Raw genomic sequence first — 15,081 nt, 5'->3', positions numbered from 1 at the left:
TTTAGGTTGTTTAATACTATAGGAATACTACGGCATCTATTATTCTGTGCTAGCGCGCTCAGCTATTTTAAAGATTGTAAAACTCTACAATCGTCAATTGTATAACAATTATTAAAACTCAAAGGCAACCGTAGGGACACGGCATTGCTGTGTCCTACTCCCCCTGCTGGACACTCCTTTGTGCTGTGTCTACTGTTAATAATTGTTAACTAGGTAGTGACAAATCAACATTACATAGTAGTACACAAATCTCAAAGCCCCTCATCTTGTAGGAGAGGGCAGGGCTGTTTTATTCTCACGGAAATCATGGTTTTGTAGGGGTAGCGCCCCCGTGCCTACCCCCTCCACGGACGTGGGGAAATCATGGTTTTGTAGGGGTAGCGCCCCCGTGCCTACCCCCTCCACGGACGTGGGGAATCGGTGTTTCAAATATCGGGGCAACCACGGGGGGTTTGCCCCTACGGATAATGAAACAGCCGTGTAGGAGAGGGGCTTCAGGAAAGCTAGAAATTTTAAGTTCAGAGTTGATTGAATTGAGTTCTGATAGTTTCAATCCGTTTGCGGTTAACTCCCAAATCCGACTGTCCCAGACGCGAAGCCGATCGCACATGGATCACTTTCGCTCCATCATCTACCAAAAATTCAACGTCATCAACAAACCCCATCAAAGCACTGGTGAACTCCGCATACAGGTAATTATCAGTTGCCGTGATAATTTTAGTTTTTCCATAGGACTCGATCGCCCCTTTTAGCTTTACCATCGCTTCACTCTGGGACGAAGTGTATGCCAAAGGCTCAATTTTGTGTTCGGCATCTTGACTGAAGCTGCTGACGCAGTTGGGGGAACTCGGGCACGCTGCGAGTTTTCCTGACTGAATTCCGATATTGGCAGGTCTAGTTCCAGCAAACATTGTTTTTTCTCCGGGTAGAGCGATAAAAGTAGCGATCGACAGTACCGCTACTGCTAGCAGTGATATTAAAATAACTAGGACTCTTTTCAACGCTGTCGGCGATTTTGTTTCAACTGTTTGCAAAGGATTAGCCCTCCTGAAAGTATAAATGCGGTCTACCTTTCATATTAATTGAAATTTACATCATAAACTTAAAAAGATTTCTTTTGTTCTTCAATTAACCAGTAAGTCAGCATCTTTCCTTTGCCTTTGATCGGGATATGACCCCGTTCTTCCAAAACAAACTGCTCTTTCAAACGCTCGTAAGTCGCCTCCGTCACTTGAATTTTACCAGGCAATCCGTTCGACTCCATGCGTGAAGCAACATTAACAGTATCGCCCCACAAATCATAGCTAAATTTACTAATCCCAATAATTCCAGCCACCACCGAACCGCTGTGAATTCCGAGCCTCAATTGAAAATTTTCTCCCATTTTGGCATTAAACCTCCCCAAAGCTGCCTGCATCTCCAAAGCTAAAAGTGCGATCGCCGAGGAGTGATCCTCCCGCGGCGTCGGCAAACCCCCAACCACCATGTAAGCATCCCCAATCGTCTTAATCTTTTCCAACCCGTGCAATTCAGACAACCTATCGAACTCCGAAAAAATCCCATTCAAAATTTCTACCAACTGCGTCGGACTTTTGTGAGCCGAAAACTCTGTAAAACCCACCAAATCAGCAAACAAGACGCTCACCTCATCAAAATGCTCCGCTATCAACTTTTGCTCTTTTTGCAAACGATCCGCAATAGGTTTCGGTAAAATATTCAGCAGCAATTTTTCTGTTTGCTCTTGCTGCACTTTCAGAGCTGCTTCAGCTTGTTTGCGCTGAATCAACGAACCGAGCTGCGTAGCAACCGCGCTCACTAATTCCAACAAGCGCGGCTGACAATTCAGAACTTTCTCGCGATAAAAAATCAAAATAGCTAACACTTGGTTTTCCGCCAAAATTGGCACCCCAAAAGCCGCTTTCAATCCCACACTCAGCGCAATTTTAGCTCTTAAAAAAACTTGTTCCGGTGCAGTAGAAACATCATCTATCCATTCAGACTGCTGCGACTGCCAAATCCTACCCGGAAGTCCCACACCGGGAGCAAAAATCAACTCCCAACTTGTTTGTTGGAATTGGGCAAAACTGGAGTCACTGACGTACCTACCTGTAGCGCATTTTAAAAAACCCTCACTGCAAGGAATCCAAGCTTCGCCCAGATTCCATTCAATAGTTTTGCAAATTAAACCTAAGATCACATCTATAGCCGACTCAAAATCTTCAGATTTGCTAATAGCTTGTGTAGCCTGCAGCAGCAATCTTGTTTCCATTTCCACCTGGTGGCGTTCAGCGATTTCCTGGTGCAACTGGATATTTTGATCGGTCAATTTTTGATTTTTTTCTTGCAATTGCATTTGCAATGAACGCACAGTAAGTTGATTGCTGACTCGTGCCAATACTTCTTTCACCTGAAAAGGTTTAGTTATATAATCCGAGCCGCCCACTTCAAAAGCTTTGGCTTTATTTATTCCTTCTTCCAGCGCACTCAGGAAAATGATGGGAATTTCCCGAAATTGCAATTGGGATTTTAATTTTTTACATAGTTCGTACCCGTCAATATCCGGCATCATAATATCGAGCAAAATCAAATCTGGCGCGCTAGATTGAATAGCATCTAACGCCGAAAAACCATTAGTAACTGGTCGAACTTTATAGCCATTTTTTTGCAAAATTCTAATTAACAAACGCAGATTATCTGGTGTATCGTCAACTACTAAAATATCCGCTTGATGGTTTTCAGTTTGTTCCGCCTTCATCTGCATTATCTGATTCCTCCGCCTCGGCAATTAAATTGAGAATTTTCTGGTAATCAAAATTATCGAGATGACCCTGGAGGATTTCCGCCAATTCAGGATGAGGCCTCCTTATTTCGTCGATTGTCCTGACAATTAAGTCAAAATCAGCACTGCGGATTACCTGCTTCATGTTGTCTATCCATTCTGCGGGAAGTATGGGTAAATAAGCAAGCGCAGCATTAGAGAGCGAGTCAGATAAATTATTTGGATCGCCTATTGAGATAAAGTCCGTTGAGTTAGAGTAGAGATACCTCACCCCCAAATGTTTGGTGATGGCATCAAATATATCGGTTTTGCGGAAAGGTTTGCTAATAAAATCGTCGCAGCCGACCAATAAAGCAAACGCTTGCCTTCCTTCAATTGTACTAGCTGTCAAAGCAATAATCTTCGGAATCGGGGATTCGGGATCGGAAATATTCATTTCCCCCTCTTGCTCTCTCTGCTTGATTCTAGTCTTAATTTGTTTAGTAGCTTCGTAGCCGTCCATCACCGGCATTCGCACATCCATCAAAATTAAGTGCGGATGCCAATTTTCCCACATTTCTATTGCTTCCTGGCCGTTGGTGGCTTCTTCCACCCCGAAACCTAAAGGAGAAAGCATTTTGACTAAAAGTTGGCGGTTGTCTTCGCGATCGTCCACAATTAAAATCCGGTAGCACGGTTGATTGGGTTCCAAACCACTCACTTCGCGGTTAAGTTCCGGATCGGGAAGCTCAGCAGCATCAACGGCACCCACTGGAATTTCAAATTTAAAAGTAGTGCCGAGTTCCAGTTGACTTTCTACGACAATTTCGCCTCCCATCAGGCGGACAAATTGACGACTGATCTTCAATCCTAAACCCGTGCCTTTCTGATTTTTTTGACCGGAAGCTGTTTGCACAAAAGCATTAAAAATGCTGCCCAATTCTTCAGGAGCAATGCCAACTCCTGTATCTTCAATTTCAAATAGAAGAAAAAAACCAGGCACAGTTGAACCCTCAGCCTCATCGCTCCATTCAACCTTTGCAAAATCACTGCTAGTTCTCGAAAATTCCCGAATACTTCTTGTGGTATCAAAGCAAGCTGTAGAACTATCCAGTAAATCCAGAAAACCCGATTTTTCTAACTTGATAACTCTTAAGATGATTTCGCCTGTTTGGGTAAACTTAATCGCATTACTCAGAAGATTAATCAACACTTGCCGCAGTTTAATATCATCGGTTCGCACGTACTGAGGAACGTCAGCATCGCGCTGAAAATGCAACTGCAATTCTTGATTATGTACCCGCAGTTGAAACATATCTTGCAAATCGTCAAGCAAGCGGTAGATGTCGAAGTTTTTCGGGTTAAGTGTCATCCGCCCCGCTTCGATTTTTGACAAGTCTAAGACTTCATTGATCAAGGTAAGCAAGTGTTCGCCACTACGGCGAATAATTCTCATATTTTCTCGGTTTTCGACAGTAAGATCCGGACTGGGTTCCATGATTTGTGCAAAGCCGAGTATAGAATTGAGAGGGGTGCGTAACTCGTGGCTCATATTGGCGAGAAACGTGCTTTTAGCTTTGTTTGCTGCTTCAGCAGCTAATGCAGCTTGTTGCAGTTGTTCTGTACGTTCGTCAATTTGGGCTTCTAAGGTGTGGTGGTAATCTGCTAGTATTTTTTCCGCTTGTTTGCGATCGCTAATATCTTGAAAAGCTGCGATCGCATAAACAATATTTCCGCTAGCGTCAAAAATCGGCGTGGTATTGATCTCGATCGCAATTCTTTTGCCATCTTGACGGATTTCTACATCGTCAACCTTGACAGATTCTCCATTCAGTGCACGCAAAATTGGCAGATTATCCGGCGGATAAAGCTCATCAGTATTGGCAACATACAGTTGATAAGTCGCAGCTAATTGTTCCGCAGTGCTTTCCGGGATAGTGTCTGCACCCAGCAAATCCCGCGCTGTCTGGTTGAAATAGGCGATCGAGCCATCGGGATGATAAACAGATACCCCCACTGGCAAAGCTTCTAAAAATTGACTCAGGCGGCTTTCACTGGCAGACAGCGCCTCATTTGCTAGCTTTAACTCCTCATTTACTTCTTGGCGCTTATGAATTTCATCTGTTAACTTTTGATCTTGCAAATAACTGTGAACTGCTTCTACTACCGTTAATTTTAAGTCTTCATTTTGCCAAGGTTTAGGAATATAACGGTACAATTTAGCATACTTGATAGCATTGCTCAGGGCTTCCAAATCAGCTTGTCCCGTTAGCATAATAGTCAGCGTCTCCGGCGAGCTTTCGTGAATTTTTCTGAGCAGTTCATCTCCTTTAATATCCGGCATGATATAATCGGAAAGCACCAAAGCAATCTCGTATTCATCTGCCCGCAAATCTGCCAGCAACTCTAAAGCATCAGCCCCCCCTTCAGCGGTTTCAATTATACACCGATCGCCGATCGCCTTTTTCAGTTCAATCTTTAAACTGTTCAAAACGTCAGGTTCATCATCAATACAAACAATCACAGGTTTTTTCATAACTTAGCCAGCCCAGATTTTATAATTTCTATTAAGTCTTTGCTTTGCCAGGGTTTGTACAAACAACAGTATAAATCTGCTTCTTCTACTGCCCGCTGAACAGCCGATACCTCGGCCTGTCCAGTCAACATCACTTTAATAATTGTAGGATACTTTTGGTGAACTTTGATTAAAAGTTCGTCACCTTTAATTCCCGGCATCAGCCAATCCGAAACAACCACAATCACCTGAGCTTTTTCTTGAAATTCCTCAAGTAAATCTAAAGCTTCATCACCACTTTCAGCTAATTCATAAAAATAATCATTTTTAAATTCATTTTTGAGCTGCATCTTGAGAGTATTCAAGATATCTGGTTCATCGTCAACGCAAATAATTACAGGCTTATTCATCTTTTCCTCTCTGCTTAAATTTTCTTAGGTTTATCGATAGGACTTGCTTTTACATTTTTTTACATTATTGATTTCGGGCAAGGAAGCAGGATATCTGTCCCCTATCTTATTTTAATAGGACTTCCGAAGATTAACCCGGTTTATTGTAATAAATCTTGTATTTGTCAGCGAGACAGCGACGGGAGTCAATCGATTTTAGATTTTAGATTGCAGATTAAAGAATTGAAGCCTTGACTTGCGCGAGATAAATTCGGGCGCGCCTTTATCCGATACAAGTTTTTTATTTCTGGACGGGTGAATTTGGGGGCTGGCATCCTGGATGTTTTCGGTCAGAGGGAATCAGCTCCTACAGGTAAGTTTTGTTTAATAAATTGGCAGCGAGACTGTAAAAGTTGTCTGCCCCGGTACAGAATCAACAGCAATTGTGCCTTCGTGTTTTTCCACAATTTTTCTCACAATATCCAATCCCAAACCGCTACCTTCGCCCGCAGATTTTGTCGTAAAAAATGGCTGAAAAATTTTGGGAATAACTTCTGAGGGAATACCTTTGCCGTTATCAGTAAACTTAAGTAAAATATTCGCCCCTTGCTGCCCAGTTTCAATCGTCAAAACACCTTTATAATCCATTGCTTGCAGGGCATTATGAACGAGATTCGTCCAAACTTGATTTAAGTCATCGGGATAGCACATAATTTCGGGTAAATCTCCATAATTTTTCACTACTTCTATACCGTGTTTTAGTTGATTTTGATAAAGGGTTAACACCGTTTCAATGCCATCATGTAAGTTCGCCTGGACTTTTTCTGGTTTGCTATCAAAATGAGCGTAGGTTTTTAAGGCAAATACTACTTTTCCCGACTTCGCTGTGGCTCTTTGGATCAGGCTAATACTTTTTTTAAAGCTCGCAAACTGGTAAGCACTATTTAAAACTACTTCCCAATCCGGCGATTTGAAAAGCGGCAAGAACTCTTCTATATTTTCGTAGATTTCCATGTCAACTAAAGTATCCGCAATTTCCTCGGAGTTTTCAACATATTCTGCCATCATGTCCGCAGTCAACTGCTGCTTAAACTTGCGTTTTTCTCTACTTGTGAATAAAACTTCTTGATGGGTTGCTCTGTACATTAAAGCTAAAAAATAAGCTTTGCTTTCGTCAGAAAGTTTTTGATAAATTTCCTGAAATTTCTCTAAAAAATCGTCGGAAAAATTAGCTATATTATTAATAGAAGAACCTATAATGCCCAGGGGGGTATTGATTTCGTGGGCAATGCCGGCAATCAGTTGTCCCAGGGCTGCCATTCTTTCCGATTGAATCAAATGCTCTTGGGTGGCTTGCAGTTGGTGGAGCGCCGTTGCTAAATCTTGATTTTTTTCTTGCAAAGTTTGTTGCAGCGAACAAATTTTTAAATGAGTTTCTATCCGGGCTAAAACTTCTTCAACCTGAAACGGTTTAGTAATAAAGTCAACTCCACCAACTGCAAAAGCTTTAACTTTATCCAGCACGTCATTAATCGCACTAATAAAAATAACAGGAATGTCTTTGGTAATTTCAGAAGCTTTGAGTTGCTGGCAAACTTGATAGCCGTCCATTTCCGGCATCATAATATCCAGCAGCACTAAATCCGGAGGTATTTTTTGAGCAGCAGACAATGCTAGCTTGCCATTGGGTACGGGGCGAACTTGATAGCCTTTTTCGCTCAAAATTCCTGCCAGCAGCCGCAGGTTTTCTGGGGTATCGTCTACTACTAAAATATTAGCTCGATTGGTTTTAGGTATAGTTAAAGTCATCGGGTCTTTACTGTTTCTCGCTGAGTTCGATTATGTTCAAAATTCTGTCATATTCAAAATTATTAATGCAATCTTGAAGCTTGGCCGCAAGAGAGGGATTGACAGTGCCGATTTGTGCGATCGAACTAGCGATCGCCTCCATGTCCACACTCAAAATACTTTGCTTGAATTGGGCCATCCAATCTGGAGAAAGAGAGGCGAAAGCCTCCGGTATCAGCACCTCCTGACTTGACTCCTCTACACCTGTGGCACTTACTGCCGTTGGATCTTCATAAATATAGCGTACTCCTAAATGTTTCCCCATTGCCACAAAGATATCCTCCTCTCGGAACGGTTTCCGCATAAAATCATCGCAACCCGCCGAAAGAATCACCGCCCGTTCTTCCTCCAAAACGCTAGCAGTTAGGGCCACAATCGCCGTTGCTTGCCCCCCAGTTGTAGTTTTAATCTGTTTCGTTGCCTCATAGCCGTCCATTACAGGCATTCTCATGTCCATCCAAATCAGATGCGGTTCCCACTCCCTAAAAATATCAACCGCTTCTTTACCATTATTCGCTTCTCTCAACTCAAATCCGAGTGGACTGAGAAGTTTTACTAACAGTTGGCGGTTCAAAGGTTTGTCGTCCACAATTAGCAAGCGATAACTCGGTTGATTTGGTTCCAGGGCAACAACTCGACGTTGAGTTTTTTTGCTTTCAATATCACTAGCTTCAACCAAATGAACTTGGATATCAAACTGAAATAATGCACCCTTTCCGATCTCGCTGCTAACCGTAATTTCACCTCCCATTAATTGCACGAACTGGCGGCTAATAGCTAAACCTAAACCCGTTCCTTCCTGAGAATCTTTACCTGTTTTCGTCTGCACGAATGCTTCAAATAACTGATTGATTTCCTCAGCAGCAATGCCTGCACCAGTATCTTGAACTTCAAAATGCAGCCAGTAGTGGCCGGGCAATTGGTCAGTGCTGTTTTTATGTATATTCCGCCTTCCTGCTTTGACTTGCATCGACACTCCCCCTTCTGAAGTAAATTTAATTGCATTATTGAGCAAATTAATTAAGACTTGCCGCAATTTAACTTCATCAGTACAAATGTAATGGGGAACTTCTGCATCCCTGTCGAATATTAATTGCAAACCTTTTTGCTCAGCTTTGAGAGCAAACATATCTTCTAAATCGTCGATTAATTGGTACAAATCGAAGCTTTTTGAATTAATAGTAGTGCGTCCGGCTTCAATTTTTGATAAGTCTAAAACTTGGTTAATTAAAGTCAGTAAATGTTCGCCACTCCGCAGGATAATTCCGACATCTTCTTGATTTTCCTGAGACAAAGTTTTACTGCGAAGCATGACTTGAGCAAAACCGATGACCGCGTTCAGGGGCGATCGCAATTCGTGGCTCATATTGGCGAGAAAGGTACTCTTCGCTTTGTTTGCTGCTTCGGCCGCTTCTTTCGCCTGCTGCATTTTGATTTCCGCTTGTTTGCTATCAGTAATGTCTTTAATAAAGCCTTCGTAGTAAAGCAGATTTCCTGCTTCATCGCAGACAGCGCGACAATTTTCCGAAATCCAGATTATGCTGCCATCTTTGCGGTAAATTTCCGATTCAAAGTTTGATAGTATTCCGTCCTCGTTCATCAGCGCAGCAAATTCATCGCGGCGGTTGGGTTTCACATAAAGCTGGTTATGGAAATTCGGCTGTACTGCTATTAAATCTGCTGGCGAGTCGTAACCGTAGATGTTAGCTAAAGCGGGGTTAGCGCTGATGTATTTCCCGTCAATAGCAGTTTGAAAAATTCCATTCAAAGCATTTTCATAAATATTGCGGTACTTTTCTTCTGCTTCCCGGAGTGCAGTTTCGGCTTTTTGGCGCTCGGTAATATCGCTAGAAATCGACAAAAAACAAGCTTCTCCGTCAATATTGATGGTTTCTATAGACAGTAGTGCCGTTCTTTCTGTACCATTTTTATTGCGAAACCTCAGCTCATAATTGTGAATAGCCGTCTTATTTTTCAACATTTGAATCATGCGATCGCGCTCTCCCAAACTCGCCCAAAAATTGAGTTCTACCGCAGTTTTGCCAATGATTTCTTCGTGACTGTACCCCATCATCCGACAAAAGCTTTCATTGGCTTCTATATGACGACCATCGCTGATTCTAGTCAGGGTAATCGCATTAGGGCTTAAACGGAAAGCTTTAGAAAACTTTTCTTGTGCTTTGGCAAAATCGGCGGTACGTTCGGCAACTTGCACTGCTAAATTGTCGTTGTATTCCTTTAATACTTTCTCCGCTAGTTTGCGTTCTGTAATATCTTGAAAAGCGCACATCCCGTAGATAACATTTCCTTGAGCGTCATAAATAGGAGTTCCCCAAACTTGCAGGGGAACAGTTTTGTCAGTCGAGGTGATTTCAAGGTCATCAACAGTTACACTCTTACCCTGCAAAGCATTTAAAATTGGGTCGCGTTCCGCCGGGTAAATTTCCTGAGTCCCAGCTAAATAAACTCGGTAGGATTGACGTAAAGTTTCGGAATCTGCTGGTACAATTCCTTGAGCTAACAATTGCTCTCCAGTAGGATTAATGTAGTGAGGTTGACCGTTGGGATCGGCAATAAAAATTCCTAGCGGTACTGCATTTAAAAATTGTTTTACTCGGTTTTCGCTTTCCGAGAGAGAAGTAAATGAATGCTGCAATTGCTCGGCCATGCTGTTAAAAGCAGTGGCAAGTTCTCCGAGTTCATCTTCGCGATTCAGAGTGAGCTTTGTATCCCATTCATTCCGCGCCAAAGCTTTCGCGGCAGCATTCAATCTTAAAATCGGCTGAATTACCCATTTAGCAGTAAGAATTCCCAGAATTGTCGCCCCCAGCAATGCTGCAAGCGACAGTAAAAAAGTCGTGCGCGTGTTGAGGTTAATTTGCTCCATAAAGTCAGACTCTGGCACAACTACGACAATCAGCCAATCCAACCCTCGATCGTCTTTAAAAGGAGCTACCTGAATAAAATTTCGCTGGCCATCAACATCAAAAGTAAGTTGTTGAGAATTATTAATTTTAGCTAAGCTATCGTAGGATTTATCTAAATGTTGTGCAGTTTGGCGAATTACCGGATTTTCGCTTTCTGAAGCTTTAATGCGCCTTGTTTCTTTACCTTCCACCACGAATTCTGGACTCGCCGTAGAAGTAGCAATTAACATCCCCGATCGCTCCATGACAAAAGTTTGTCCTGATTTGCCAATTTTGAGGCTAACGAGAAATTCTTTGATGCGGGAAAACAGCAAATCGCTGCCAGCTACGCCTAACAATTTGCCAGCGTCGTCGTAGATAGGCAAAGCAGCCGTAATTGCCAGTTCCCTAGTCAAAAAATCTGTATAAATTGGAGTCCAAATAGGTTTTTTTGCCGCAGCCGCTGCTATGTACCAAGGGCGAGTTCGCGGGTCATAAATATCGGGTGAAATTTGCACTAATTGAACGCGGTTTCCCTGAGAGTCCGCAGTATATCGAGCTAATTTATTGTCAGTAGAGATGTCAGCAGCCGATATCAAAATCCCATCTTTAGTGCGGATTGCTCCAGAGTGTTCTCCATTTTCTTTGCCTGTGTAAATGATACTGATAGAATCAAAATATTGAATTTGTTCTAGAAAATGATGTTCTAGTTTTTGCTTGTCTTCTAGGTTCAATTGCCCCAGTTTTATGCCTTGAAGGTTCAGGTAATTTACAATGTGGGGAATTGACATATAATGTTCCATGCGGTCTTTGATGCGATCGCTAATTTCTCCCCGCAACTGAGCAGCAACATCGTTGACTGCCCGCTGACCGTTTTGGAAAGAGAGCCAACCTACAACTCCTACCGTGCCGACAATTTGCACTAAAAAAGGAACCACAAGCACCGTTTGTAATGGAACTTTGCCGATAAATTTTGTAGCTAAACGATTGAGGGGTTTAGGAAACATATTCATCCTAAAAGTAGTGAAAATGGGCATTTTAAATTAGTAGATGTTAAAATCTTGGGTCGAGAGACGAGCGAGGAATATAAAATCCGGTTAATCACTCATCGTCAAATTGTTTTAACTGGACCTTTAAGAGTTTTCAGGACTTCCGTCCTCACTAAGTAGGTGCAAACTTATATCTGGCACCATTCTCAATTAGCCTTTTAGGAACAGGCTTTTCGGCCTGTTCCACAAGAAAAATTATCTTTTGTGGAACGGGCCCCAGAGCCCGTTCTTGAGAATGGTGCAAGATGTGAGTGCAAATAAACATTACATGGTTCGGGCGGGTGAGAGGACTCATCTACTCGCTGTGATCGTGGATCTTAGCTCAATCCTCCCTGATAAGATACTATGGTTATTTTGTGATGACCTACTTAGGATCGCGAATTAAATAATTGACACTCTTGAAAGTGGGGAGTAGAGGTTGGGCCTAAGAGCCCGCCCTTTATGGACGGGCGGGACGCCCATCCCACAAGAACCATGACGCATTGTAAGTTATTTAATTCTCATTCCTTACAAACTTACAGTTCGCGATCGCACTCCGACCCAAGACAGCGGGTTTCGGCTTCGCTCAAACACCGGGTTTTTTACTGCATCTGCGGGATTGAACGAAGTATGACTGTGAAAAAAACAAGGTGAGGATTACCCGTGGATCGCGAACTAACTTAATTAGAGTACGATCGCCCAAATGTTAGCACGATCGCACTATCCAGAGCAGCAAACACCCCAAAAATCTGTATTTACCTGCGATTCAACTCCATCCTTTCGCCGTAACGTAAAAGCATATCCAAACTCTCCAAACGATTCTGCCAAGTTTGTACCTGATAGCTATTTTCCGCAGAATGCAAGCGCATCGAAGATTGAAACTGAGATTGAAAACTCCCCAACAATCTTTTAGCAGTTGCTAAACTTTCTCTAGAAGGATTTGCCGCCAACTTGCTCAAAGCTTGCGCCAATTCATCCGCCCGACTTTGCAAAACCTTCAGTTCAGATTCCGACACCCGCAACTCATTGTTAGCTAACAAAAAACTCCATTCCTGCTTGAGAGCAGTATACCGCGAAGCCGCCGCTGCAAACGGCTGTCGGTAAGGAATGGGCTCTGCAGCAGAAGTAGAACGCACTGGCGGGCCTTGAGTGCGGTTAAAAAACCCCTGCATCGCGCTGCTGATACTTTCCACAGCAAAAATAGCATAGCCCCCAGTCGGTAAATCGCGCAAAGCTTGAATTTGGTCGATCGCCACAACTTCCGGGAGAGTCAACAACTTAACCGAGGGAGAAATCAAAGCCGAACCCAGAATTTGTTCATTTACCAAGGGTTCAGTGATGCGTTGAAGTCGGTTCGTATCCAAAGCATAAGTCATCGGCACAATCAAATCTACAATGCCCTGACGAGCCCAAACTTCCCAATTTTGCTGAATTTTGTAAATCCGCTGACTTTCCGGGTGCGGAAACACTGCAACCGACAGAATTGTGCGCGGATAATTCTGCCGCAAAAGCTGAGAAACTTCAGCTACAAAACTATTAATTTGATTAGTTTTAAACTCAACCCACTGCCGCCACAAACTGCCGTTTCTGGGGGAAATATTCACCGGGTCTGCACCAGTCAACTGCCTAAATTGCTGCCTCGCCGCAATACCGTAACCGTAAGTAAAGTTCGCATTATCATCTTGAAAAGGATAGCGAATATAGTCTAATTGCACTCCATCTACTTTGTAGTTATTGGCAATTTCGCTGACTATTTGTAGCAAATAATTCCGCGCTTCCGGGTTTGCCGGATCGAGATAAAATTTACCATCGTTAGGATTTTGCGTGCGTCCTTTATTGTCAATATTTGCCCACTGTGGATGAGCGGAAAGCACCGGGCCGGGATAAGAACTAGGCTGGCCAATTAAAGTATTGTGGCGCTTATTTCCTGTGGCAAAAACCCAGACCCAAGCGTGCAGTTCCATGCCTCGCTCGTGGGCTAATTTAACTGCCGATGCCAGCGGGTCCCAGCCAACTGTTAGGGGATTTTGTTGCGGTGCAACTTGACTGGGATAAATGGTATATCCGGCATTCAATGTTTCAAAGAAAACAGTATTGATACCTGCGGCGGCGAGTCGATCGAACACTGCCGCCAAACCCTGTTCAGATCGTGCTGCGACGATCGTCCCGCGATCGAGCCAAACCGCCCGAATTTCCGCCCCAACGCGCGGCCCTTCCTTCGGGTAATTTTGCCACAGCAACTGCCGCGCTTCCACCCACTGCTTTCTCGCCTCCGCGTAGTTTTGCTGTTGCAGCAGTTGGTCAAAAGTTTGCAAAACCTGCCGCGCCTGGGCGATCGCCCGTACCCTGATCGCTTGCAGAACAGGGGGGCGACTGGCTGCTGGGCCGCCTCCGCCCTGTTCTGCAGCCAGCAGTTGAGGGGAGGTAGCAGCATTGAGATTGATGGCGGTATTGGCTGAATTAGATGCTGTCAGGGCGCTTTCAAACCGGCCGAGGAGGTTAGTGAGTTCTTGGCGCATCAAGTACGCTTCAATGCTGACGATCGGCTTATTGGAATTGGGCTGCACGTCCAAACCCGCCGGCGCCGACTGATCCGAAGGGTCTGTAAAAGTTGCAGGTACTGAATCGGGAAGCGAGCCAGAGGGAGAAAGTCGGCTCAGCGGGGTAGTACGCGGCAAACTAGGGCTGTTTCTAGTGACTCTGGAGGGGGGGGTTGGCAGTGGGGTCGCGGCAGCAGTGGGCGGCGCGGAGGGCCCAGAAGCGATTGTGCCTCCCCAGCGGGCGATCGAGGCTTGGAGCCAAGCCTTATCTACATTTGCCGAACCGTCGCTACCCCAACGCCAGCCAAGGTAGGTAGCGCGATCCGTGGCGATGGCTGCGGAGGAACCGGAACTATCTTTCCAAGTAGCAATAGTTTGACTGTTTGCATCAGCCGGAATCAAGACACCGCCTTGGACTGAGGCATTTTTTTGTTCGGGTGGCACCCAATTGCTAGAAGTAGTGCAAGCCAGATCCCGACAGCGGCTGCGCGGTTGCGGAGTCGCCGGTTGGGTTAACGGAAAAGCCCAATAGGCCCCAAGGAGCGATCGCAAAGATTGGCGCACCAAGGCTGGGGAACTGCGGCCGACGGGGCCCGAAGCAATCAAGCGGCCGCCCTGGGATGCCCAAGCTTCTAAAACTTTAATTTGTGCCGGACTCAAAGTTTCAATGTTGGGCAAAAACAGCACGTTAACGCCTGTTAAATCCCCCAAATTTTTGATTTCTTCGAGATTGATTGGTTTGTAAGCAATGCCACTTTCCCAGAGGCGCGTGGTAATCTTTACCCAGTCGGGAGAATTCTCGGAACTGCGAACTACGCCCAGAACTACTTCTGCGAAACTCGGAGAGGGAAATAGGATGAAGAGATGGAGTAATGTACTCGCTAGAGTGCCAATTAGGACTCTTTGCAAGAAAGTGAAAAAGCGAGTTTTTTTAGCCTGGGAGCAGGCATCAGGCAGTCGATCGGGCTTTTTGATTTGTTGCATCATAAAATAGGAGAATTACCCAGCGCACCGTTTCGGAAAATTTCAATAACAATTAAGATCGAGCGATTTTAGATTTTAGATTTTAGATTTTAGATTTTAGATTTGGGATTTGG

The 15,081-nt window shown here is 44.1% G+C and carries 7 protein-coding genes; all 7 read right to left on the bottom strand.

Annotated features, from left to right (window positions below; all coding sequences use genetic code 11):
- Nucleotides 1-518 precede the first annotated feature (518 nt).
- Nucleotides 519-1,034 (bottom strand): DUF1499 domain-containing protein, encoded by a 516-nt coding sequence (locus tag QUB39_RS16085; protein ID WP_333338976.1) that lies wholly within the window; start codon nt 1,032-1,034, stop codon nt 519-521.
- A 68-nt stretch (nt 1,035-1,102) separates the two neighbouring features.
- Nucleotides 1,103-2,761, bottom strand: a complete 1,659-nt coding sequence (locus QUB39_RS16080; protein WP_333233414.1) for an adenylate/guanylate cyclase domain-containing protein — start codon at nt 2,759-2,761, stop codon at nt 1,103-1,105.
- Complete coding sequence (locus tag QUB39_RS16075; RefSeq protein WP_333245958.1) at nt 2,736-5,294, bottom strand: response regulator; 2,559 nt, start codon at nt 5,292-5,294, stop codon at nt 2,736-2,738. The genes QUB39_RS16080 and QUB39_RS16075 overlap by 26 nt, the downstream gene beginning before the upstream one ends.
- Nucleotides 5,291-5,683: a response regulator gene (locus tag QUB39_RS16070; RefSeq protein WP_333055987.1), complete on the bottom strand. Its 393-nt coding sequence runs from the start codon at nt 5,681-5,683 to the stop codon at nt 5,291-5,293. The genes QUB39_RS16075 and QUB39_RS16070 overlap by 4 nt, the downstream gene beginning before the upstream one ends.
- 363 nt (nt 5,684-6,046) lie before the next feature.
- A complete protein-coding gene (locus tag QUB39_RS16065; protein ID WP_333485099.1) occupies nt 6,047-7,471 on the bottom strand; it encodes a response regulator in 1,425 nt (474 codons plus the stop codon).
- Nucleotides 7,472-7,478: 7 nt separating this feature from the next.
- Entirely contained in the window at nt 7,479-11,423 is a 3,945-nt protein-coding gene (locus tag QUB39_RS16060; RefSeq protein ID WP_333338979.1) for a PAS domain S-box protein, read from the bottom strand.
- Between the two features lie 776 nt (nt 11,424-12,199).
- Nucleotides 12,200-14,968 (bottom strand): family 10 glycosylhydrolase, encoded by a 2,769-nt coding sequence (locus tag QUB39_RS16055; protein WP_445299487.1) that lies wholly within the window; start codon nt 14,966-14,968, stop codon nt 12,200-12,202.
- Nucleotides 14,969-15,081 lie beyond the last annotated feature (113 nt).

This window comes from Microcoleus sp. AT8-B5, assembly GCF_036705565.1.
Taxonomy (GTDB): Bacteria; Cyanobacteriota; Cyanobacteriia; order Cyanobacteriales; family Microcoleaceae; genus Microcoleus.
Note: the sequence above shows the minus strand (reverse complement) of the source record. Positions and strands in the feature narration are given on the sequence as shown.

Bases quoted from the DNA above. Each gene is read 5' to 3' on its own strand.
- QUB39_RS16080 (WP_333233414.1), bottom strand. From the start codon at position 2,761: ATGCAGATGAAGGCGGAACAAACTGAAAACCATCAAGCGGATATTTTA.
- QUB39_RS16075 (WP_333245958.1), bottom strand. From the start codon at position 5,294: ATGAAAAAACCTGTGATTGTTTGTATTGATGATGAACCTGACGTTTTG.
- QUB39_RS16070 (WP_333055987.1), bottom strand. From the start codon at position 5,683: ATGAATAAGCCTGTAATTATTTGCGTTGACGATGAACCAGATATCTTG.
- QUB39_RS16065 (WP_333485099.1), bottom strand. From the start codon at position 7,471: ATGACTTTAACTATACCTAAAACCAATCGAGCTAATATTTTAGTAGTA.
- QUB39_RS16060 (WP_333338979.1), bottom strand. From the start codon at position 11,423: ATGTTTCCTAAACCCCTCAATCGTTTAGCTACAAAATTTATCGGCAAA.
- QUB39_RS16055 (WP_445299487.1), bottom strand. From the start codon at position 14,968: ATGCAACAAATCAAAAAGCCCGATCGACTGCCTGATGCCTGCTCCCAG.